21 protein-coding genes are annotated in these 21,832 nt (G+C 73.3%); 5 read left to right on the forward strand and 16 right to left on the reverse strand.

The window, feature by feature from the left end:
- Nucleotides 1–32 precede the first annotated feature (32 nt).
- From topA to D7193_RS09520, 6 genes are all read right to left on the reverse strand, one after another.
- Nucleotides 33–2,840 (reverse strand): type I DNA topoisomerase, encoded by a 2,808-nt coding sequence (gene topA / locus D7193_RS09495; RefSeq protein WP_120778898.1) that lies wholly within the window; start codon nt 2,838–2,840, stop codon nt 33–35.
- A 306-nt stretch (nt 2,841–3,146) separates the two neighbouring features.
- A complete protein-coding gene (locus D7193_RS09500) occupies nt 3,147–3,899 on the reverse strand; it encodes a hypothetical protein (RefSeq protein WP_120778899.1) in 753 nt (250 codons plus the stop codon).
- Nucleotides 3,890–4,429, reverse strand: coding sequence for a hypothetical protein (locus tag D7193_RS09505; RefSeq protein ID WP_120778900.1), 540 nt, complete (start codon nt 4,427–4,429; stop codon nt 3,890–3,892). Before D7193_RS09505 ends, D7193_RS09500 begins: the two co-directional genes overlap by 10 nt.
- A 106-nt stretch (nt 4,430–4,535) precedes the next feature.
- Nucleotides 4,536–6,896 carry a sodium-translocating pyrophosphatase gene (locus tag D7193_RS09510; RefSeq protein ID WP_120778901.1) on the reverse strand — a complete coding sequence of 787 codons (2,361 nt, stop codon included), beginning with the start codon at nt 6,894–6,896 and terminating at the stop codon, nt 4,536–4,538.
- 314 nt (nt 6,897–7,210) lie between these two features.
- Nucleotides 7,211–7,648, reverse strand: coding sequence for an ATP-binding protein (locus D7193_RS09515; RefSeq protein WP_120778902.1), 438 nt, complete (start codon nt 7,646–7,648; stop codon nt 7,211–7,213).
- Nucleotides 7,645–8,001, reverse strand: a complete 357-nt coding sequence (locus tag D7193_RS09520) for an STAS domain-containing protein (RefSeq protein WP_120778903.1) — start codon at nt 7,999–8,001, stop codon at nt 7,645–7,647. The genes D7193_RS09515 and D7193_RS09520 overlap by 4 nt, the downstream gene beginning before the upstream one ends.
- A 170-nt stretch (nt 8,002–8,171) precedes the next feature.
- Here D7193_RS09520 and D7193_RS09525 point away from each other — a divergent pair, with 170 nt between their 5' ends.
- Both D7193_RS09525 and D7193_RS09530 read left to right on the forward strand, forming a co-directional pair.
- Nucleotides 8,172–10,520: a DEAD/DEAH box helicase gene (locus D7193_RS09525; RefSeq protein WP_120779373.1), complete on the forward strand. Its 2,349-nt coding sequence runs from the start codon at nt 8,172–8,174 to the stop codon at nt 10,518–10,520.
- A 233-nt stretch (nt 10,521–10,753) separates the two neighbouring features.
- The gene (locus D7193_RS09530) at nt 10,754–11,332 is read left to right on the forward strand and encodes an LURP-one-related family protein (RefSeq protein WP_120778904.1); all 579 of its coding nucleotides are present in this window, start codon (nt 10,754–10,756) and stop codon (nt 11,330–11,332) included.
- 117 nt (nt 11,333–11,449) lie between these two features.
- On the opposite strand, the gene D7193_RS09535 is transcribed toward D7193_RS09530, so the two are convergent.
- The 7 genes from D7193_RS09535 to ssd all read right to left on the reverse strand — a co-directional run bounded on the left by D7193_RS09535 (nt 11,450) and on the right by ssd (nt 16,857).
- Nucleotides 11,450–11,869: an Rv3654c family TadE-like protein gene (locus D7193_RS09535; RefSeq protein WP_120778905.1), complete on the reverse strand. Its 420-nt coding sequence runs from the start codon at nt 11,867–11,869 to the stop codon at nt 11,450–11,452.
- A gap of 134 nt (nt 11,870–12,003) precedes the next feature.
- A complete protein-coding gene (locus D7193_RS33665) occupies nt 12,004–12,372 on the reverse strand; it encodes a TadE family type IV pilus minor pilin (RefSeq protein WP_174242568.1) in 369 nt (122 codons plus the stop codon).
- Nucleotides 12,369–12,497: a DUF4244 domain-containing protein gene (locus D7193_RS09540; protein ID WP_241562862.1), complete on the reverse strand. Its 129-nt coding sequence runs from the start codon at nt 12,495–12,497 to the stop codon at nt 12,369–12,371. Before D7193_RS09540 ends, D7193_RS33665 begins: the two co-directional genes overlap by 4 nt.
- A gap of 64 nt (nt 12,498–12,561) precedes the next feature.
- On the reverse strand, nt 12,562–13,359 hold the full coding sequence (locus D7193_RS09545; protein WP_120778907.1) for a type II secretion system F family protein: 798 nt from the start codon (nt 13,357–13,359) through the stop codon (nt 12,562–12,564).
- On the reverse strand, nt 13,359–14,552 hold the full coding sequence (locus D7193_RS34110; protein ID WP_241562863.1) for a type II secretion system F family protein: 1,194 nt from the start codon (nt 14,550–14,552) through the stop codon (nt 13,359–13,361). Before D7193_RS34110 ends, D7193_RS09545 begins: the two co-directional genes overlap by 1 nt.
- Nucleotides 14,549–15,757, reverse strand: a complete 1,209-nt coding sequence (locus tag D7193_RS09555; protein WP_120778908.1) for a TadA family conjugal transfer-associated ATPase — start codon at nt 15,755–15,757, stop codon at nt 14,549–14,551. Before D7193_RS09555 ends, D7193_RS34110 begins: the two co-directional genes overlap by 4 nt.
- A complete protein-coding gene (ssd, locus tag D7193_RS09560) occupies nt 15,754–16,857 on the reverse strand; it encodes a septum site-determining protein Ssd (protein WP_120778909.1) in 1,104 nt (367 codons plus the stop codon). Before ssd ends, D7193_RS09555 begins: the two co-directional genes overlap by 4 nt.
- A gap of 311 nt (nt 16,858–17,168) precedes the next feature.
- Between ssd and yidD the strand changes: the two genes are divergently transcribed.
- From yidD to D7193_RS33185, 3 genes are all read left to right on the forward strand, one after another.
- A complete protein-coding gene (yidD, locus tag D7193_RS09565) occupies nt 17,169–17,576 on the forward strand; it encodes a membrane protein insertion efficiency factor YidD (RefSeq protein ID WP_120778910.1) in 408 nt (135 codons plus the stop codon).
- A 148-nt stretch (nt 17,577–17,724) separates the two neighbouring features.
- Nucleotides 17,725–18,906 carry a low temperature requirement protein A gene (locus tag D7193_RS09570; protein WP_120778911.1) on the forward strand — a complete coding sequence of 394 codons (1,182 nt, stop codon included), beginning with the start codon at nt 17,725–17,727 and terminating at the stop codon, nt 18,904–18,906.
- 263 nt (nt 18,907–19,169) lie between these two features.
- Complete coding sequence (locus tag D7193_RS33185; RefSeq protein ID WP_147434350.1) at nt 19,170–19,409, forward strand: hypothetical protein; 240 nt, start codon at nt 19,170–19,172, stop codon at nt 19,407–19,409.
- 198 nt (nt 19,410–19,607) lie between these two features.
- Here D7193_RS33185 and D7193_RS09575 read toward each other — a convergent pair whose 3' ends face one another.
- From D7193_RS09575 to D7193_RS09585, 3 genes are read right to left on the reverse strand one after another with little or no spacing between them, the layout of a single operon-like run.
- Nucleotides 19,608–20,234: a TMEM175 family protein gene (locus tag D7193_RS09575; protein ID WP_120778912.1), complete on the reverse strand. Its 627-nt coding sequence runs from the start codon at nt 20,232–20,234 to the stop codon at nt 19,608–19,610.
- Nucleotides 20,231–20,686, reverse strand: a complete 456-nt coding sequence (locus D7193_RS09580) for a group II truncated hemoglobin (protein ID WP_120778913.1) — start codon at nt 20,684–20,686, stop codon at nt 20,231–20,233. Before D7193_RS09580 ends, D7193_RS09575 begins: the two co-directional genes overlap by 4 nt.
- Complete coding sequence (locus tag D7193_RS09585) at nt 20,683–21,003, reverse strand: antibiotic biosynthesis monooxygenase family protein (RefSeq protein ID WP_120778914.1); 321 nt, start codon at nt 21,001–21,003, stop codon at nt 20,683–20,685. Before D7193_RS09585 ends, D7193_RS09580 begins: the two co-directional genes overlap by 4 nt.
- Nucleotides 21,004–21,832 lie beyond the last annotated feature (829 nt).

Here is a 21,832-nt window from a genome sequence, read left to right on the forward strand (position 1 = left end):
GGAGCCGGCCCGTCGCGCCCCGCCTCGGCGGACTACTCGGTGGCGGAGGTGGCCTTCCGGGGAGCCGCCTTCTTGGGAGCGGCCTTGGCCGTCGTGGTCTTCTTCGCGGCCGTCGACTTCGTGGCGGCCGCGGTCTTCTTCGCCGCCGTCTTCTTCGCCGGAGCGGCCTTTTTCGCCGCCTTCTTGCGCGGCGCCGGCCCCTTGGCCCGCTTCTCGGCGAGCATCTCGGAGGCCTCCTCGATGCTCAGCGCCTCCGGGGTCTGGCCCCGCCGCAGGGACGCGTTCGTCTCCCCGTCCGTCACGTACGGCCCGAACCGGCCGTCCTTGATCACCAGCGGCTTCTCGGTGAGCGGATCCGCGCCGAGCTCCCGCAGCGGGGGCGCGGCGGCCCGCCGCTGGCGGGTCTTCGGGGCGGCCAGCAGGGCCAGCGCCTCGTCGAGCGTGACGGTGAACATCTTGTCTTCGGAGTCGAGCGACCGGAAGTCGTCGCCCCGCTTCACGTACGGGCCGTAGCGGCCGTTGTTGGCCACGATCTCGTTGCCCTCGGGGTCGGTGCCGACCAGCCGGGGCAGCGTGAGCAGCTGCAACGCCTGCTCGAGGGTGAGGGTGTCGGGCGACTGCGACCGCAGCAGCGACGACTTGCGCTCGCCGCTGGCCACGTACGGGCCAAACCGGCCGGACTTGAGCACGATCGGCTCGCCCGTGCCCGGGTCGTCCCCGAGCTTGCGCTCCCCGCCGCCACCGAGGAACAGCTCGTGCACCTTCTCCGGCGTCAGCTCGTCCGGCGCCAGCCCCTCGGGGATCGGTGCCCGGTCGCCGTGGGCGCCGCCCTCCTCGCCCTCACCCGCGGGCGCGGGCTGCTCGCCCGGCAGCGCCCGCTGCAGGTACGGGCCGTAGCGGCCCACGCGGACCACGACCTCGCGGCCCTCGTCGTCGGTGAACAGCGGGATCGAGTTGACGCTGCGCGCGTCGATCTCGCTGAGGTTCTCGGTGACCAGCTTCTTCAGCCCGCCGGCGTGCGCGATGGCCTGGTCGCCGGTGCCGTTGGTGCTGCCGAAGTAGAAGGAGGTGAGGAAGTCGACCGCCGCGTGGTCACCGCCGGCGATCTCGTCCAGCTCGTTCTCCATGCTGGCCGTGAAGTCGTAGTCGATGAGGCGCGGGTAGTGCCGCTCCATGAGCCCGATCACCGCGAACGCGAGGAAGGTCGGGATCATGGCCTGGCCGCGCTTGTTCACGTAGCCGCGGTCCTGGATCGTCTGCATGATCGACGCGTACGTGGACGGGCGGCCGATGCCCAGTTCCTCCAGCGCCTTGACCAGCGACGCCTCGGTGTAGCGCGCGGGCGGCTGGGTGTGGTGCCCCTGCGCGGCCAGCTCCTCGGCGCTGAGCGGCTGGTCCTTGACGAGGGTGGGCAGGCGGCGCTCGGCGTCCTCGGCCTCGGCGTTCTCGTCGTCGCTGGACTCGACGTACGCCCTCAGGAAGCCGGGATCGGTGATCGTCTTGCCGGTGGCCCCGAAGTCGACCTCCTCCCCGGTGCTGGAGAGCGCGCGGATGCGCACCGAGACGCTCGACCCGACCGCGTCGGTCATCTGCGAGGCGATGGTGCGCCGCCAGATCAGCTCGTAGAGCTTGAACTCCTCGGCCGACAGCTCCTTGGCCACCTCGCCCGGGGTGCGGAAGTTGTCCCCCGCGGGGCGGATCGCCTCGTGCGCCTCCTGCGCGTTCTTCACCTTGCCGGTGTAGCGGCGCGGCTCCGGCGGCACGCTGCGCTCGCCGTACAGCTCGACGATCTGCCGCCGGGCCGCCGCGATGGCGGTCTCCGACAGGTTCACCGAGTCGGTACGCATATAGGTGATGTAGCCGTTCTCGTAGAGCCGCTGCGCCGTGCGCATCGTCTGCTGCGACGAGAACCGCAGCTTGCGGGCCGCCTCCTGCTGGAGGGTCGAGGTGATGAACGGCGCGTACGGGCGCCGGCGGTAGGGCTTCTCCTCGACCCGGGTGACGGTGAACGGCCGCCCCTCCAGGCGGGCGGCGAGCCCGCGGGCCCCGCCCTCGTCGAGGTGGACGACCCCGGCGCCGGGCTTCACGCGACCGGTGGTCGGCTCGAAGTCCTTACCGGCGGCGATCCGGTCGCCGTTCAGCGCGATGAGGGTGGCGTTGAAGGTGCGCGGCCCCTCGCCGGCGTTCTGGACGGCCAGCGTGGCGAGGATGTCCCAGTACTCGGCGGTGCGGAAGGCCATCCGCTGCCGCTCCCGCTCGACGACGATCCGGGTGGCCACGGACTGCACCCGGCCCGCCGAGAGCTTCGGCATGACCTTCTTCCACAGGACCGGCGAGACCTCGTAGCCGTAGAGCCGGTCGAGGATGCGCCGGGCCTCCTGGGCGTCGACCAGGTCGCGGTCGATCTCGCGCGGGTTGGCCACCGCCGCCTGGATCGCCGGCTTCGTGATCTCGTGGAAGACCATCCGCTTGACCGGCACCTTGGGCTTGAGCGTCTCGACCAGGTGCCAGGCGATCGCCTCGCCCTCGCGGTCCTCGTCCGTCGCCAGGAAGATCTCGTCGACCTCCTTGGCCAGCTTCACCAGCTTGCTGATCTGCTGCTTGCGGTCGGCGGAGACCACGTAGAGGGCGTGGAAGCCGTTGTCGACGTCGACCCCGAGCCGGGCCCACGGCTCGCCCTTGTACTTGGCCGGCACGTCGGCGGCGTTGCGCGGGAGGTCCCGGACGTGGCCGAAGCTGGCCTCCACGACGTACCCCGGGCCGAGGTAGCCCGAGATCGTCTTGGCCTTCGCCGGTGACTCGACGATGACCAGACGGGTGGTTCCCGCGTTGCTCGGCACGTCTCTCCCTGACCTCACTCCTGCTCGCGACCGTCCCGGTACCCGTTTCGGGCCGTGTTCGACCCGCCCGGACCCCGGCGGCCCGGATGTCCAACGTAACGCGCCGCCCGCGTTTCGGGTTTCGCGGGCGGCAAACCACCCCGGCAGGGGATGGATCTGCCGGACGGCGCCACCGTACACCGTGGGTAGGGCCCGTAGCGGGCCACTGTGATGATGGCGGACCCACGGCCGAGGCCCCAACTGTCCCTTTTCTGCGCGTTTCGACCTCCGGGGTGTCCGCCACCTGACAGGCGGCGGCGGCCGGGGTCAGGGCCGCTCGGGCCAGGCCGGCGGCGGCACGGCGGGCGGCCGGTCGCCGACCAGCTCGGCGAGGCGGCGCAGCCGTCGCCGCCCGGTGACGAGGTACGCCGGCCCGCCGGCCGTCGGGTCGAGCAGGTCGCCGCCCAGACCGACGGCGGCCAGGGCGGCGCCGACCGGCTCCCAGCACTCCTGGTCCGCCGGGCCGAGCCGGAACAGGAAACCGGGCGGTTCGGCCACCCCGGCCGCGGCGAGCCACAGCCGCAGCCGCCGGCCGTTGAGGTGGAAGCCCGCCGGGGGCCGCTTGGTCGTGCCGCGCAGCCAGGCCGCCGCGAGCGGTTTCAGGGTCCGGGCGTACGAGGTGCGCACCGCGTGCCGGTCGTCCCCGGTCGGCTCCCAACTCGCCGCGATCCCGCGCTGGGCCAGCTCGGCCACCAGCACGTGCACCCGCCAGGCCGCGTCGACCACGACCGAGATCCGGGCCGTCCCGCCCATCCGCACCACCTCGGCCGGGCCCGCGAGCAGCCCCGCGAGGTCGGCCAGCACCGGTTCGGCCGTTTCCGCGCCGAAGAAGACGAGCTGCCGCCCGTCCTCGGCCGTTCCGGGACGGGCCGGGCCGCTCCCCGGCGGCTCCGGGCCGTCCGCCGCCTCCGGCCGCGGCACCCGGCGTCGGGCCGGGGCCGGCGTGGCCGGGTCGGGCACCGGAAAGAGCGCCGGGAGGATCTGGTCCCCCGGCGGCTCACCGAGCCCGTTCAGCGGCACTCGGGCACCTCGTCGAACGCGCGTTTCAGCTCCTCGGAGTTGAGCCGGCTGGTGTCCAGCGCGCTGGCGTCGTACTCCTTGTTCAACGTGTCCACCGCGGCGCGGACGCCGTCGTAGAAGGCGGTGGCCTCGCGGGTGTCCAGCCGCTCGATGGTGTCCCGCGCGCGGCCGTACGCGTCGCGCATCTTCCCCAGCGAGGTGCGGAACCCGGTCGAGATCTCCTCACCGTGGTCGGTCTCCGGCACGCCGGCCTCCTCGACCTTGCGCCGGGCCGTCTCGCTGGCCTGCTCGGCGCCCCCGAAGAGACGGACCAGATTCTCCTTCGCCTGCGCGGGCGTGGTCTGCGCGGTCATCTGCTGGTCGGTGCTGCTGGTCAACCTGCTGATCTCCGAACGCCACGGCGTGAGCGCGGCGCACACCGAGGCCGCCCAGGCCCTCGGGCTGGGACCGCCGCACGCGGTGACGACGAGGACGAGCGTGGCCAGGACCACCGTGAGCTTTCCGACGGCAGTCGCCCGGCACGTACGCATGCGTTGCAGCGTACGGCCTTCGTCGAACGCTGGCACCGCTCAGGTTTGCCGACGACGGGGCCCCGACCGGCTACGGACGCCGGCCGGGGCCCCGGTGCGGTACGGGTCAGGCGGGGACCGTCTCCGGCCGCTGCTCGGCGCTGCCCGAGCCGGTGCCGTCGCCGTCGCCGGAGTCGGACATCGCCACACCCTTGCGCTTGCTGAACACCACCGCCGCGACGACGACCAGCGCCGCCACCAGCGCGATGGCGATCCGCAGCCCGGTGTTCTTGTCGTCGCCGATGCTCCAGGCCACCACGGCCGGCGCGATCAGCAGCGAGACCAGGTTCATCACCTTGATCAGCGGGTTGATCGCGGGGCCGGCGGTGTCCTTGAACGGGTCGCCGACGGTGTCACCGATGACGGTCGCGGAGTGCGACTCGGAGCCCTTGCCGCCGTACGCGCCGTCCTCGACCAGCTTCTTGGCGTTGTCCCAGGCGCCACCGGAGTTGGCCAGGAAGACGGCCATCAGCGTGCCCGCCCCGATCGCGCCGGCCAGGTACGCGGCGAGCGCGCCCGGGCCGAGGCCGAAGCCGACGGCGATCGGCGCCATGATGGCCAGCAGACCGGGAGTCATCAGCTCGCGCTGCGCGTCCCGGGTGCAGATGTCGACCACCTTGCCGTACTCCGGCCGCTGGGTGCGGTCCATGATGCCGGGCAGCTCGCGGAACTGCCGGCGGACCTCCATGACGACCGCGCCGGCCGAACGCGAGACCGCGTTGATGGCCAGCCCGGAGAAGAGGAACACCACCGCCGCACCGACGATCAGGCCGACCAGGTTCCGCGGGTTCGCCACGTTCAGCGAGTTGAGGATCTCGGAGCCGACGTCGCCCACCCCGGCGTCCGCGTACGCGGTGCGCAGAGTGTCGGTGTACGAGCCGAACAGCGCGGTCGCCGCGAGCACCGCCGTGGCGATCGCGATGCCCTTGGTGATCGCCTTCGTGGTGTTGCCGACCGCGTCCAGCTCGGTCAGCGTCCGGGCGCCGTGCTCGTCGATGTCGCCGGACATCTCGGCCACGCCCTGGGCGTTGTCCGAGATCGGGCCGAAGGTGTCCATCGCGACGATCACGCCGACCGTGGTCAGCAGACCGGTGCCGGCCAGCGCCACGGCGAAGAGCGACAGCGTGATGGAGCTGCCGCCGAGCAGGAAGGCGCCGAACACGCCGGCGCCGATCAGCAGCGCCGAGTAGACCGCCGACTCCAGGCCGATGCTGATGCCTGCGAGGATGACGGTGGCCGGGCCGGTCTGCGAGCTCTTGCCGATGTCCTGCACCGGACGCCGGTTGGTCTCGGTGAAGTACCCGGTCAGCGCCTGGATCGCGGCGGCCAGCACGATACCGATGACGACCGCGCCGATGGCCACGACCCGCGGGTTCTCGGTGACGTCGGTCAGCCCGCCCTCCAGCTCGGCGAAGCTCGCCGGCAGGTACGCGTACGTGGCGACGGCCACCAGCACCGCCGCGAGGACGGCCGAGGCGTAGAAGGCCCGGTTGATCGCGGTCAGACCGGAGCGGTCCGAGGCGCGCAGCCGGGTGATGAACACGCCGATGATCGCGATGACCGCGCCGATGCCGGAGACGATCAGCGGGAAGACCAGGCCCTCCTCGCCGAAGGCCGCGCGGCCGAGGATCAGCGCCGCGACCAGCGTCACCGCGTACGACTCGAAGAGGTCGGCGGCCATGCCGGCACAGTCACCGACGTTGTCGCCCACGTTGTCGGCGATGGTGGCGGCGTTGCGCGGGTCGTCCTCGGGGATGCCCTGCTCGACCTTGCCCACCAGGTCGGCGCCGACGTCGGCGGCCTTGGTGAAGATGCCGCCGCCGACCCGCATGAACATGGCGAGCAGCGCGGCGCCGAAGCCGAAGCCCTCCAGCACGGTCGGGGCGTCACCGCGGAAGATCAGCACGACGAGCGCCGCGCCGAAGAGGCCGAGGCCGACGGTGAGGAAGCCGACCACGCCACCGGTGCGGAAGGCGATCTTCATGGCCGACTCCCGGCCGCCCTCCCGCTCCCGGGCGGCGGCCGCGACGCGCAGGTTGGCCCGGGTGGCCAGCCACATGCCGGCGCCGCCGATGAACGCGCTGAACAGCGCGCCCACCACGAAGAAGGCCGACCGGCCGATCTTCACGGCGATCTCACTGCCGTCGGTGTCGTGCACCGGCAGCAGGAAGAGCAGGATCACGGCCACCACGACGAAGATCGCCAGTGTGCGGAACTGCCGCAGCAGGTACGCCGAGGCGCCCTCCTGGACCGCCCCCGAGATCTCCTGCATGTTGGTGGTGCCCTTGCCGGCCGCCAGGACCGCCCTGGTCAGGGCGGCGGCGAAGACGAGCGCCACCAGCGCGATGACCGCGGCGATGACGACGTACGTGACATTGGCTCCGGTAAGGGAAAGCCCGCCGCCCTCGGCGGCCAAGGTCTCGGACATCTGTGTCCTCCTGTACCGAACACGCGCCGGCCGGTGGAGACGCACCGCCCGGCGCCTGGATGCGGACTCGCAAGCGCCCGCCGCGCCCACCCCAGCGGACCAGCGATGAACTTCCGTTCCCGCTGGCTGCGGGATGGATCACTTGCTGACAACCCGGGTACTGTAGCCCTCCGCAGTGTTGGAGGTCACACCGAGGGTGCACCCCCGGCCGATGATCTTCGTCGCTGTGTTATGAACCAAAATCTGATATAGGAACGGGTCCATGCCGAAGAGGCCGCGTCCCGACGGGAACGCGGCCTGTGTGGAGAATGTCGTCAGCGGCCGACCGGCCAGACCATCCGCACCTCGGTGCCGACACCCTCGTCGACCGGACGCACCTGGAGGTCCTCGACGAAGCCCGCGAGCAGGGCGAAGCCCACGCCGGTCGTGAGGGCCTCGTCGGTGAGCGACTCGTCGGCCAGCTCGTCCGGGGGCAGCGCGGCGAGACCGATGCCCGCCTCGATCGGCGCCCGGTCGACGACCCGGACGGCGTACTGCCCGGCGTCGGACATCTCCACGAGCACCGGGTCGTGCAGGCCGTACTGGCGGTGCAGGGCGACCGCGCGGGTGCACGCCTCGCCGATCGCCAGCCGCACCTCGTCGAGCAGGTCCTCGCGCACACCGGCCCGGCGGGCGACCGCGACGCCGACCAGCCGCGCGGTGCGCACGTGCACCGGGGCCGGGGAGAACGAGAGCCGTACCGTGGCCATCACGCGCCGGCGCCGGTCGTGTCGGCGCCGACCGCCGCGTCGACCGTGGGGTGCAGCGGGAAGACCTGGTCGAGCGCGGTGATGCGGAAGATCTTGAGCAGCGGCTCCTTGTCGCAGACCAGGGCGAACGAGCCACCCGCCGAGCGCAGCCGCTTCAGCGCGCCGACCAGCACACCCAGCCCCGTGGAGTCCAGGAAGTCCACCCGGCCGAGGTCGACCACCACGTGCCGGGCGCCACCGTCGATCAGTTCGAGGAGCCGTTCGCGCAGGCGGGGGGCGGTGTAGACGTCCACCTCACCGCCGACCTCGAGCACCGTGTGCTCCCCCACGGTGCGGGTCGCCAGCGACAGCTCCATCGGTCCTCCTCGCAAGAGCCGTAAACTCTCCAGGGCATCTAACCACTACCGCCGGCCGACGCCGACGTCACCGGCGAAGCCTCCCCCATACCCCGGGCCCCGGCTTTTCATCTCCGAACACCAGTGCGAGAGTGCAGGACGTGACTGTCGACGGCTTCAGCGCGGCGCGCCTGGCCCCGCGCCACGACCCGGAGCAGCCGTCCGCCGCCACCGTGTCCACGCGTCCGCCGGCCGACCTGCTGGGTCGGCTGCGCGCCCGCGGCGACGCCGACCCGGTCACGCACGTCGAGCGGGTGCCGGCCCGCACCGGCATCCCCGCGCCGTGGCCGCAGTGGGCGCCGGAGGAACTGCGGGCGGCGTTCGCGCGGCGCGGCGTGACCGCGCCCTGGCGGCACCAGGCCGAGGCGGCCAGCCTCGCGTACGACGGTCAGCACGTCGTCGTGGCCACCGGCACCGCGTCCGGCAAGTCGCTGGCGTACCAGCTGCCGGCGCTGGCCACCCTGCTGGCCGAGCCCCGGGCCACCGTGCTCTATCTGGCGCCGACCAAGGCGCTCGCCGCCGACCAGTTGCGCGCCGTCGCCGAGCTGGACCTCGACGGGGTACGCCCCGCCACCTACGACGGGGACACTCCGCGCGCCGAACGGGAGTGGATCCGGCAGCACTCCCGGTTCGTGCTCACCAACCCCGACATGCTGCACCACGGCATCCTGCCCGGGCACGCCCAGTGGTCGGGCTTCCTGCGCCGGCTCGCGTACGTGGTGGTCGACGAGTGCCACACCTACCGCGGGGTGTTCGGCTCGCACGTCGCGCACGTGCTGCGCCGGCTGCGACGGCAGTGTGCCCGCTACGGCCGTACGCCCGTCTTCGTGCTGGCCTCCGCAACGTCGGGCGACCCGGCGACGGCAGCCGGGCGGCTCACCGGCCTGCCGGTGGCCGCGGTGACCGAGGACACGTCGCCGCGCGGCGGTGTGACGTTCGCCCTCTGGGAGCCGCCGCTGCTGCCCTCGGCCGACACCTCGTCCGACGCGGCCGACCTCGCGCCGGTCCGCCGGTCGGCGCTCCGCGAGACCGCGGACCTGCTCGCCGACACCGTCGTCGAAGGGGTCCGCACCCTCGCGTTCGTCCGGTCCCGGCGGGGCGCCGAGGTGGTGGCGGCGAACGCCCGACGGGCCCTCGACGAGGCGGTGCCCGGGCTGGGCGAGCGGGTGGCCGCCTACCGCGGCGGCTACCTGCGGGAGGAGCGGCGGGAGCTGGAACGGGCGTTGCTGCACGGCGACCTGCTCGGGCTGGCCTCGACCAACGCGCTGGAGCTGGGCGTCGACCTGGTCGGCCTGGACGCCGTGCTCATCTGCGGTTACCCGGGCACCCGGGCGTCGCTCTGGCAGCAGGCCGGCCGGGCCGGGCGCTCCGGCCAGGAGGCGCTGGCCGTGCTGGTCGCCCGGGACGACCCGCTGGACACCTACCTCGTGCACCATCCGGAGGCGGTCTTCGGGCGGCCGGTGGAGGCCACCGTGCTCGACCCCGCCAACCCGTACGTGCTCGCCCCGCAGCTCGCCTGCGCCGCCGTGGAGGCCCCGCTCACCCCCGCCGACCTGGAACTCTTCGGCGACGGGGCGAAGGAGGCCGTCGAGGAGCTGGTGGCGGCCGGCGCGCTGCGGCAGCGGCCCACCGGCTGGTACTGGCGGCACCGGGAACGGCCCGAGGTGGACCTGCGCGGCGAGGGCGGCGCGCCCGTCTGCGTCGTGGAGGCGTCCACCGGCCGGCTGCTCGGCACGGTCGACGGCGGCTCGTCGCACTTCCTGCTCCACCCCGGCGCGGTCTACCTGCACCAGGGCGTCTCGTACGTGGTGGACGACCTGGACCTGGCCGACGGGTGCGCGCTCGTGCACGCCGAGGAGCCGGACTGGTCCACCCACGCCCGGGACGTCACCAACGTCTCCGTGGTGTCGGTGCGCTCGTACGTGGACGCCGGGCCGGTCGGGATGTTCCTCGGCGAGGTGGACGTCACCAGCCAGGTGGTCTCGTACCAGCGGCGGCGCATCGCCACCGGCGAGGTCATCGACACCCGGCCGCTGGACCTGCCCGTCCGCGAGCTGCGCACCGTCGCGGTCTGGTTCACCCTGTCGCCCGAGTCGCTCGCCGCCGCCGGAGTCGAGAACGCCGACGTGCCGGGCGGGCTGCACGCCGCCGAACACGCGGCCATCGGGCTGCTGCCGCTGATCGCCACCTGCGACCGCTGGGACATCGGCGGGCTCTCCACCGCCCTGCACCCGGACACGGAGGCGCCCACCGTGTTCGTCTACGACGGGCACCCGGGCGGGGCCGGCTTCGCCGAGCGCGCGTACGGCACGGCGTCGACCTGGCTGCGGGCCACCCGGGACGCGATCGCCGAATGCGGGTGCGAGACCGGCTGCCCGTCGTGCGTGCAGTCGCCGAAGTGCGGCAACGGCAACAACCCGCTGTCCAAGGCGGACGCGATCCGCGTACTGGACGTGGTGCTGGCCAATCTGCCCGGGTGAGCGGCCGGTCGGGGCTTGATCGGCCGGTCGGGCCCTTGATCGACTCGACTTCCTGGAAGGCGCGGTGTCCCTCGCGGCCGGACACCCCGACTTCAGGAAACTCGTGTCGATCAAGGCTCGGTCGTCCGCCGCGTGGCCGCGGGTCGGCCGTTGGTTGGACGGATCGACGGGCGGGCGGGCAGCGCCCGAATGTGGTGTGCGACACTCCGGCGCATCCATCCTGAGGAGAAAACATGCAGCTCGATGTCTTGCAGTCCCAGCAGCAGTTCCACATCCGCCAGCGAATCCGGATGATGGTCAACCAGTACGAGGTCCACGCCGTGGCACCGGACGGCTCGGAGGGCGGCCTGCTGGCCTTCGCCCAGCAGAAGCGGCTCGCCTTCAAGGAGCAGGTGACCATCTACACGGACGACACCAAGCAGCAGCCGCTGCTCGGTTTCAAGGCGCGCCAGCGCCTCGACCTCGGCGCCACGTACGACGTGACCGACGCCGCGGGCAACCCGATCGGCCTGTTCCGCAAGGACTTCGCGCAGTCCCTGCTGCGTTCCACCTGGCACGTCGAGCAGGCCGGCCTGCCGCAGGTCACCGGCCAGGAGCGCAGCCTGCCGGTGGCGCTGCTGCGGCGCTTCGTCGACTCGCTCTCCTGGCTGCCGTACCACTTCGACTTCACGGCCGGCGGCCAGCCGGTGTTCTCGGTCGTCAAGAAGTGGGGCCTGCGCGACCGCTACGTGGTCGAGATCCAGAACCCGCAGATCGACCGGCGCCTCGTCATCGCGATGGCCGTCGCCCTGGACGCCCTCCAGGCCCGCTGACCTCCCGTCGACTGACAGCCCAGCCCGGGACGCCGGCCCCACGCCGGCGCCCCGGACCGCGGTGGGTGGAGTGCAACGTCTCCGTCGGGCTCACTCCGCCTGAGTCTCCCGGTTCGCTCAGCCACGCACCGGACCGGCGCGGGCGGTGGCGGTGGCGAGGCGGGTCAGGCCCGGCAGCGGGCTCACGACAACCTCCGCCGTCACCAGGACGTCCAGGCCGTCGAGCCGACAGGCGACGAGCCGCCCGCCGTTCCGGCTCACGAGGTCGGCTGCCCGGGCGCACCCGGACGCGTCGCCCTCGACCGCGCGGCCGGCGCCGGCGAGCGCCCCGAGGTCCGCGGCGACCAACGCCTGCTGGCGCGCCGTCCGGGCCGCGCCCGCCGCCGCACCGGCGACCGCGACCAGCACGAAGACCAGGCCCACTGCCAGCAGGCACACGGTCGCCCCACCCCGCTGTCGCTCCGCGTCGTCGCGGCGCGCCGTGACGAATCCGCTGCCCCAGCGCGCCGTCGCGGGTGTGCCGCCGCGACGCACCATCGCGGGTCCGCCTCCGCAGGGCTCCGCCACGAATCCGCTGCCGCGACACGCCGTCGCGGGTCCGCCGCCACGGCGCACCGCCACGAGACGGCCACCGCGACGCACCGTCACAGGTCCGCCAGCGCGACGCGTCGTCACGGTTCCGCCGCCGTGGCGCCGGGTTCGACGGCCGCGACCGCCGTGGCGACCACGGTGATCCGTGGCAGGCGCGCACCGAGGGCCCGCACCGGAGCGCGGACGGTCGCCTGTACCCGCTCGTCGCCCACCGAGAGCGTGACGTCGGCTCCCGGTGGCAGCGACCGCGCGGCGGCCGACGGGCCGTCCTCGCCCCGGGAGGCGGCGAGCGCCGCCTCCCGGGCCGCGTGCAGGCAGCCCCCCCGGGTGGTGACCGCGTTGACCGCGGTCAGCCCGGCGAGCAGGAGCAGCAGCAGCGCCGGCAGGCCGGCCGCCAGTTCGGCGGTGAACGAGCCCCGGTCGCGGCCGGCCAGCCGGCGCCGGATCACTTGAGTGCCCGGTCGATGACGGCGGTCAGCGCGGCCTGGACGTTGCCGGACGTGAGGACCTTCAGGAGGATGCCCGCGAAGGCGACCGCCGCGAGCGTGCCGACGGCGTACTCGGCCGTGTTCATTCCGGCGTCCCCACGCAGGCGGGCGCGAAGTCTGCGCACTGTCGTACCCCTTTCTCGATGGTTGTCAGAGCACGTCGCCGAGGACGGCGACGATCACCGGCACGAGGCCGGCGAGAATGAAGGCCGGCAGGAAGCAGAGCCCGAGCGGCAGGACGATGAGGACACCCGCGCGGCGGGCCGAGGCCTCGGCGGCGGTCGCCCGGTCGGATCGGAGGTCGTCGGCGAGCCGGGTGAGCGCTCCGGCGAGCGCGGCCCCGCTGTGCGACGACCGCTGGGCGGCGGTCGCCAGCCGCTCCGCCCCCGGCACCCCGTCCAGCGCCGACCACGCCTCGTCCGGGCCGCCGCCGAGCAGCAGCGTGCGCCCCACCCGTCCGAGCCGGGCGGCCAGCGGACCGTCGAGCGCCTCCGCCACCGCGAGCACCGACCGGTCGACGGGTGCGCCCGCCCGCAGGGCCGCGGCCAGCAGGTCTGCGGCGAGCGGCAGGTCGGCCTCCTCCTGGAGCCGGCGGGTGCGTACGGCGGGCGACTCGATGCGCCGGAGCAGCCGGTCGAGGAGCAGCACCGTGGGTACCGCGCCGAGCAGGCCGAACCAGCCGCCGACCAGGACCGCCACCGCCACGCCGCCCAGTGCCGCCGCGAGGCGGATCCGGTCGGGCCGGCCCAGCCAGGCAGGACACGGACCGGCACCCCGGGTTCCCACCGGCGGGTCGCCCGGAAGCGACGGGTGTGGACCGTCCACGGGAGGTCCCGCCCGGCGCGCCGCGTCGAGCGCGCGCAGCCGGTGCAGCGGCCGGCGGCCGGTGATGGCGGCCAGCAGCGCCGCCGCGAGCAGGCAGCCAGCAGCCAACGTGGTGCCGGACATCAGCCGGCCCTCCCGGGTACGGCGCCGAGGCGTTCGGCCCAGAACAGCCCCGCCACCTGGAGGACCACGGCGAGCACCGCGCTGACCCCGCCGACCGGGGTGTGCAGGAGCACCTGCACCGGGTCGACCCCGATGCCGTAGCCGAGACCGATGCCGCCGAGCGGCAGGGCCGCCAGCAGCCACGCGGTCGCCCGCGCCCCGGCCGCCTGCGCGACGGCCGCGGCCAACCCCCGGTCGGACGACCGCGCGTCCGCCTCGATCCGCTCCACGAGGTCGGCAAGGGGCGCTCCCGTGCGATCGGCGAGCCGTACGGCGGCGGCCGTGAGCCGGTCGAGCCGGGTCGCGGCGGTGTGGTCGGCGAGCGCCGGAACGGGCAGGCCGGCGCGGAGGTCGGCGGCGAGCCCGCAGAGCTGGTCCAGCCGCTGTCGCCGGGCCTGCCCGGCATGCCGGGTCACCTGCCACCGGATGGCGGCGCGGACGGCCAGCACGCCGTACGCGGCGAGGGCCACGGCCCCGACCGGGCCGGCGAGCAGGCCGCCCAGTATGACACCCAGCAGACCCGTGAGGAGCAGGGCCCGCCTCGGCGCCCGGGTCAGCGGCGCGAGCCAACCCGTACGGCGGGACCCGGTCGCAGACGGAGTCAGAGACCGTCGACGGTGGATCGTGGTGGCCGCGGACGGCGTACCGCCGAGACCGGCCGGACCCCGGTCGTCCCGGCGACCGGGCGGGCGCGACGGACCGGGCGGGCGTGACGGACCGGGCGGGCGCCCGAGGTCCACCGCGCTCCGGGCCGAGTCCCGCCGGGGCGGCCGGGGCCCCGACCGGCCGGACCGCTCGACGGACGCCGGCCGCCGCGACGGCTCGACGGACGCCGACCACCCGGACGGCTCGACGGACGCCGACCACCCGGACGGCTCGACGGACGCCTGCCGCCCGGACGGCTCTACAGACGCCGACCGTCCGGACGGCTCGACAGGCTCCGGCGCGGCGGCGCTCACCGGGCCGCGGGGCGTGTCGACGGCCCGACCCAGCTCGGCGACCCACTCGATCAGTGGGTCCTCCACCGGCCGGCCGGACCGTTTCGCGGTCGCCATCACCAGGTGCCGGCGGACCCGGGCGGTGTGCAGTGGCCAGGCCACCAGGACGGCCGCGACGACCACCAGCATCGCCGTCCACCAGGCTTCGGCGTTCATGCCGGCCCCGCCGATCCGGGCCACGGCTGCGCGAGGATCTGCGGCACCGGTGCGCCGCGCTCCCGCAGCAGCGTGGCGAGCGTAGGGGCGGCGGGCCCGGGGCCGGACCCGCGCACCCAGGCGGGCACCACGCCGACCAGCCGGTCCGGGCCGTCGGGCAGCAGCAGGCAGACGGACTCCAGCACGCGTCCCTGCTCGCCGCGGCGTACCTGCAACAGCACCTGGAGCGCGGCGGCCACCTGGGCGTGCAGGGCGGCGCGCGGCAGCCCGCCGAGCATGCCGAGCGCCTCCAGCCGGGCCGGCACGTCCGACGGCGCGTTGGCGTGCAGCGTGCCGGCTCCGCCGTCGTGGCCGGTGTTGAGCGCGGCCAGCAGGTCGACGACCTCCCCACCCCGGCACTCCCCGACCACGAGCCGGTCCGGTCGCATCCGCAGCGCCTGCCGGACCAGGTCGGAGAGGCCCACCACGCCCGAGCCCTCCACGTTGGCGGTGCGTGCCTGGAGCCCCACCACGTGCGGGTGCCGCGGCTGCAGCTCGGCGGCGTCCTCGACCAGCACGATCCGCTCGGTCGCCGGCACCAGCCCGAGCAGGGTGTTGAGCAGCGTCGTCTTGCCCGACCCCGTGCCCCCGGTCACGAGGTACGCGAGCCGGGCCGACACCAGGGAGCTGAGCAGCGGCGCGACCGGCGGGGGCACGGTGCCGTGCCGGACCAGTTCGTCGAGGGTGAACGGCCGCTGCCGGAACGTCCGCAGCGACAGGTACGGCCCGTCGGTCGCCACCGGCGGCAGGACGGCGTGCAGCCGGGTGCCGTCGGCGAGCCGGGCGTCGGCGTACGGGGAGCCGTCGTCCAGCCGCCGGCCGGCGCTCGCGGTGAGCCGCTGCGCCAACCGGCGTACGTCGTCGACCGACCCGAGCGGCACCGCGACCTGGTGCAGGCCCTGCCCCCGGTCGACCCACACCCGGGTGCCGTTCACCAGCACGTCGGTCACGGCCGGGTCGGCCAGCAGCGGCGCGAGCGGGCCGGCGCCGACCAGTTCGTCGCGCACCCGGTCGGCCATGCGCAACAGGGTCGTGTCGCCCAGCACGGCGGCGCCCGACTCGGCCCGTACCGCGGAGACGATGGCCGCCGGGGTGAGCGGTGTCGCGTCCGCCGCCATCCGCTGCCGTACGCGGGCGGGAAGGCCGTCGTCGGTCTGCCCGCTCATGCCGCACCCGCCGAGGGGACGCCGGTCAGCTCGGCGACGATCCGCTGGCAGAGGGCGGCGAGCGGACCACGGCCACTCGCCGCCGGTGCCTCGCCCCGCTCCAGGCCACGTACGATCGCCGGCTCCGGCCGCAGCGTGCCGCCCAGCGGAAGCCCCAGCGCCCGGGCCACCTCGGCGGCGCGCAACCGCCCCGGCGCCGGCCCGCGCACGATGACCGCGAGTTCGGTGCAGTGCGTTGCCGCGGCGGCCACCACCCGCGCCGCCGCCGCGGTCGCGCGTAGCTCGGCCGGGACGACCACGTACGCCCGGTCGGCGGCCTGCAACGCGGTGACGGCGGCGTCGTCGAGCTGCCGGGGCAGGTCGACGACCACGAAGTCCCGCCCGCGGCGGGCCGCGTCGAGAGTCGCCGCCATCGCCGGGGCGGGCAGGGCCAGCAGGTCACCGCGGTCCCAAGAGAGCACCACGAGGTCACCCCGGCTGGGCAGGGCGCGTACCAACGCGGGAGCGTCGACCCGGCCGTCGGCGTCGCTGAGCGCGGGCCACCGCAGCCCCTCCAACTGTTCCCAGCCGAGGACCAGGTCGAGCCCGCCACCCAGCGGGTCGGCGTCCACGAGCAGGGTCCGCAACCGAGCCCGCGCGGCGGAGACAGCGAGCCCGCCGGCCAGGATGCTCGCCCCCGCACCGCCCCGCCCGCCGAGCACCGCGACGACCCGGGCAGCCGGCCCGACCGGCCCGTCGGCGCCGTGCTCGGCGAAACGGTCGACGAGCCACGGCTCGGCCGCCGGCAGGGTGGCGACGTGTTCGGCGCCGATCAGCTCGGCGACCTGCCAGCCCGGGTCGAGCTGCCCGGAGTGCCCGACCAGCACCAGCCGGGGGCGGTGCGGCAACCGGGCCCGCAGGCAGGGCTGCGCCTGGTCGACGCCGACCAGAACGAGCGGCGCGGGCAGCCAGCGGGTGCGGGCCGCCGCCGGGTCGGGCGCCAGCTCCACCTCGGTGCCGCCGGCGGCGGCGAGCCGGAGCAGGTCGTCGAGGAGGTCACCGTCACCGGTGACGACCAGCGGTCTCCGGACGGGTGACGGGACGGAGGTACGGGGTGGCATCGCGGCCTCCAGCGGTCGGTCTCGGGTGCTGACCGAGACACTGCTCGCGCACGGTGCCGCGAGGCCGCCCCGCCGTGGCGTCCTGTGGACAACGTGGCCGCCTGTGGACAACGCCCGCCGCGGCTGTGGATCTGGTATGCGCGGCACCTGCCGTACCGTGCGTGACCTGCGGCGGAGCACTGAGCCTCTGATGCCCGGGCCGGATCACGCTCGAGGATCGCGTCCCGGTCGGCTCGCCCTGATCGTCGAGCCCCCGGAGTCACGAGCAGTCCCGTTATGCTCCGGAGCGATCTTGGCGAGTGAGGAGCGCTATGAGCGGCAGCGAACCACCCTTCCCCGCCTGCCCCTGCTGGTGCTGTCTCGGCGACGCCACCCCGCTGGCATGGCTGAACTGCGCCCAGGACCTGGTCTCGGCACTGGTTCAGCACCCGCTCGCGTTCCTGCACGCGGTGCGCCTCGGTGGTGGGCCGACGGGTCTGGCCCTCGGCCTCATCCGCCGGTACCAGACCGAGATCTCGGCCCATCTACCGGCGCGCTGCCCCTTCGTTCCCAGTTGCAGCACGTATGCCGCCTCGGCGTTGGAGACGTTCGGCTTCTGGCGTGGTCTGGCGCTGACGGTCGGTCGCCTGTGGCGCTGCCGGACGAACGTCGCCTGGGGGACTCCCAACCCGTGCCCGGCGGCCAGTCCCGGCCCGGCTCAGGCGATCCGCCCCGCCTGACGGAAGGAACTCATCGCCTCGGCCGTGGCCCGTCCGTGTAACGCAGGTCGCTCGGTCCAGTCCACGGCGGCACGTCCGCGAGAACCGCCGCCGCCGCGTGTCAGAATGCCCCCAAACCTGGAGCGAAGCCGGCAGAACGGGCGAGCTGATGGCGACGAGCGGGCCAGCCGAGCTGATGCGGAAAGCCGAGGACCCACAGCGGGCCACGTTCCTGGAACTCTTCTTCGACCTGGTGTTCGTCCTCGCGCTCGCTCAGCTCTCGCGCGGCCTGGCCGAGGACCTCGGGTGGAGCGGGGCCTTCCGGACGCTGGTGCTGTTGGGGGCCGTCTGGTGGGTCTGGTCCAGCACCGCGTGGCTGACCGACCGGACGGACCCGCACCAACCGGTGATCCAGTCGCTGGTCATCGCGACCATGGTCGGCAGCCTCGTGATGGCGGCTGCGGTGCCCGAGGCCTTCGGCGACACGGGCCTGATCTTCGCGGGCGCGTACGTCGCCATCCAGCTCGGCCGCGGCCTCGTCCTCGTGGCCGTTCTGCGTGGCCAGGAGCTGCAGCGCATCGGCATGCGCGGGTTGTTCTGGTACGGCCTGTCGGCGCTGCCGTGGATCGCGGGGGCGCTCGCGCACGGTGCGGCGCGGGGCGCGTTGTGGGCACTCGCGGTGGTCCTCGACCACACGGCGGGCAAGATCGGCTTCCCCACTCCGGGGGCCGGCCGCACGCCCAGCCAGGACCTCGTGATCTCGGGCGAGCACCTGGCCGAGCGCTACCGGCAGTTCTTCATCGTCGCGCTCGGCGAGCTGATCCTGGTGACCGGACTGGCGCTGAGCAGCAGCGGCTTCGCGCGGGGCCACGTAGCCGCGTTCGCCGTGTCGATAGCGACCACCGTGCTGCTGTGGCGGATCTACATTCACCGCGCCGGGCAGGTCCTGGCGGAAGCGATCGCCGTGTCCGCCGACCCGGTCCGCCTCGCCGAATCGGCGTCGTACGCCCACCTGGCCATGGTGGCCGGCGTGGTCGCCGTCGCCGTCGGCGACGAACTGGTCATCGCCCATCCGCTCGGGCACACCCCACCGGCCTGGATCGCCGTCCTAATCGGCGGACCCGCCCTGTACCTGGCCGGGCGCGCCCGCTTCGAGCACGCGGTGTTCGGCCGCGTGTCCCGGTCCCGACTGATCGGCGTCCTCGCGCTGGCCGCCCTGACACCTGCGATGCTCCCCCTGCCGCCGGTGGCGGTCGCCGCCGCCGCTGCCCTCGTCCTGACCGGGATCGCCGTATCCGACGCGGCCCGTGGCCACGGGCGCCCGCCCGAGCCGCCGTCACCACCGTGCTAGCCGGAGGCTGGCCGCAGCACGATCTCCGGAAAGGGACGACCCCCCCGTCGGGGGGGCCGGGGGGGGAGAGACGGGGTAGGGGCGTACCAACGGCCACGGCTGAATGTCAGCGACTGCCGATACGTGCGCCGTGTCGGCCGGCCGGTGGCACCCGGCCGCAGCCGTTGTTGTAGCGTTCGCTGCCTTTCCGCTGCCTCCGGCAATCCGGGTCGATGTGCCGCAATCTAGCTCGTCCACCACCCCGCCCGGCGAATCATCGAGGCGTGTGGGAACACGCCAATGCACCGGCGGTCGGCGGTCCAGTGGACGGCCGAGACGTCACTGTACGGGTCAACGACGAGGGGTTCCCGCCTGACGAACTCGATCAAACTTGGCTGTGGGTGGAGTACGGCGGCGAACTGCTGGACGCCGACGTGAACGGCATCTATGTACGCGAGTCGGTTGCTGGAGCCGGGCCGCCCGGGGTCTACCGGTGGGTGCCCGATCTCCCCGGGCGAGCTTGATCTCTTCGTCCGTCGCTCGCGGCAAAGTGGTTGCCGGAGGTCGCTTACGACGTCAACCGGCATGACCACGTCCGGTGCCGCCTCCCGCGGGTTGCTGTACTTCCCCGCTGTACGCCGATCCTGCTCGCGGCTACCTTGTCCCCCGATCTTGCCGGAGTCACGCTGAGGACAGGTCCAAGGGCGGCTGGCCGCGAGAAGTCACGACGCACCCTCGGGCTTCGCCTGCTCGCTGCCTGGAATCGCCAGATGGTTGAACGCGTAGTACACGGCCAGTAGTCCGTGCACGGTGAGCATCGCCCACGGCGAGACCAAGGCCAAACCCACGGTCGCCGGATATACCAGGACGCCGAGATTGAACCGGATCCGGGTGGCCCGTGCCGCCTCGACGTCCACCCTCGGATTCAACAGCTGCCGTCTGCGGGTGACATACCACCAGATGCCTCCATAGATCAGCGCGTGCACCACCATCAGGCCGCTGTAGATGACGCCAGCGATCCTCGCGTCGTCGGTGTTGCGAAGGTGCTCGGCGAGCAGCGCTGTCGGCCAGGGCAGCGCGGCGACCACCATGAGCAGCAGGAGGTTGAGGAAGACCAACGTGCGGTCGACCTTCGCCAGGTGACCGAAGAGTGCGTGGTGGTTGACCCACATCACGCCGATGACCAGGAAGCTGACGATGTAGGCGAGATAGGACGGCCATTGGTGGGCGAGCGCCTCGGTCAGCTTGTGGCCGGTCTCCTCGGGCACGCGGATTTCCAGGATCAGCAGCGTGATGGCGATGGCGAAGACCCCGTCGCTGAACGCCTCGACGCGTCCGGAGTTGCTCACACCAGCCCGTCCCAGCCCCAGCGCGGCGTCGGCCCCGGGTCGCCGAGGTCCTCCGCGACCGGTCCAGCCGAGACGTCGCGAGCAATCCGGGTTCCCCAGTCGAAGTACTCCATGACTCGGCGGCGCAGCAGCTCGTTGACCGGGAGCTCCTTGTCGACGGCGGTGGCCATCAGCTCCATCCAGCGGGTCCGCTGCTCCTCCGAGATCGACAGGCCAAGGTGGGCGCGCAGCAGCGCCTGGTGGCCGCCGAGTTCAGCGGTGAAGCGCGCGGGGCCGCCGAAGATCTCGGCGAGCCAGACGGCGACGTGCTCGATGTGCGTCCGGGTGAAGTTGGCGAAGACTGGGGCGAGCAGCGGGTCCGCCAGGACACCTTCGTAGAAGGTCTCGCTCAGTCGGCGGAGTGCATCGATTCCGCCGACGGCCTCGTACAGATTCGTGGCGCGCTCGGTCATGCTGTCCCTCCGGCTGCGGACACCACGGATGTTCTCGCGTAGTGCTTCATCTCCTCGATGTCGCCGATATAGGGGCGGATCGCGGCGAGGAACGGGGGGAAGTGCCGGCCGCCGCGGAAGCCCTGCTCGTGGTCCTCGACGGAGGTCCACTCGATCCGCAGGATGTAGCGGTCGGGTTCCTCGATGCCGTGGGAAAGTTCATATCCGAGGCACTGGGGGGCGAGGTCCAGCTGCTCGGCGGCGGCCGCATAGGCCTTCTCGAAGTCGACTCGGCGTCCGGATTCCGCGATGCGGTAGCGGATGTACTCCACGATCATGTGATCCTCCAGAGGTCGCTTCAGCCATGATCCACGATGGCCGTCGGGAGCCCAAGGTGTTCGCGGGTGGCGTATGAAACGGAGTCGCCGCATCGGTGAAGCCCTGGTCCGGTCCGGCCGCTGTCCTCGTCTCGGTTCGTTGCTGTCACCGTTGCTGTCGACAGCCACCAGGCGCCCGGTCGTCCGGCGACGACCCTTGGATTAAGAGTGCTCCCTCTCCCTCATGGTCCTGCTCTCTGACCTCGCCTCGCCCTGCTGGGCCGTCGTGCCGGCGGTGCTGGCTTTACGGCTGGTTGGGGTCGCGCTGCGGTCAGGGACCAACAGCTTGGGAATCGGATCGGTTTGCACGTCCAGTAGCCGTGCGCCCCGGTCGAGAAGCACCAAGTGTGTTCGCGCCAGGGCAGCCCGGAGCCCGCCGCTGGCCCTTGCTGACTCCTGTGTCGGGCACGGTTCGGGCACGCCGGACTGCGCGCCTCACGCCGTACCCTTAGGTTGGGACGAGTGACGTGGGAACCCCTCCGCGACGAACTGCCCGCAGTGTTGCGAGACGCCGCCGAGGCGCACGACTTGGTTTACATCCTCGGGATCCGAGAGAAGCCGATTGCAGAGTCGTGGTCGCTGATATTCCAGGAATGCTCCGGAGCCAGCGAGGAGGACGAATCTCGCGGAGGGGACACCTACTGGATCGGGGTCGGCCGCTACGGCCAATGGGGCTGCTACGGAGAGGTGATCGAATGCGAGCTGACACCCTCGCGGCAACCAACGCTGCCCATTATGCCTCCCAGCGACACGACTGACTTGCGGCTGGTCTTCACCGATCAGACCGCAA

Source organism: Micromonospora costi, from assembly GCF_003626655.1.
GTDB classification, from domain to species: domain Bacteria; phylum Actinomycetota; class Actinomycetes; order Mycobacteriales; family Micromonosporaceae; genus Micromonospora; species Micromonospora costi.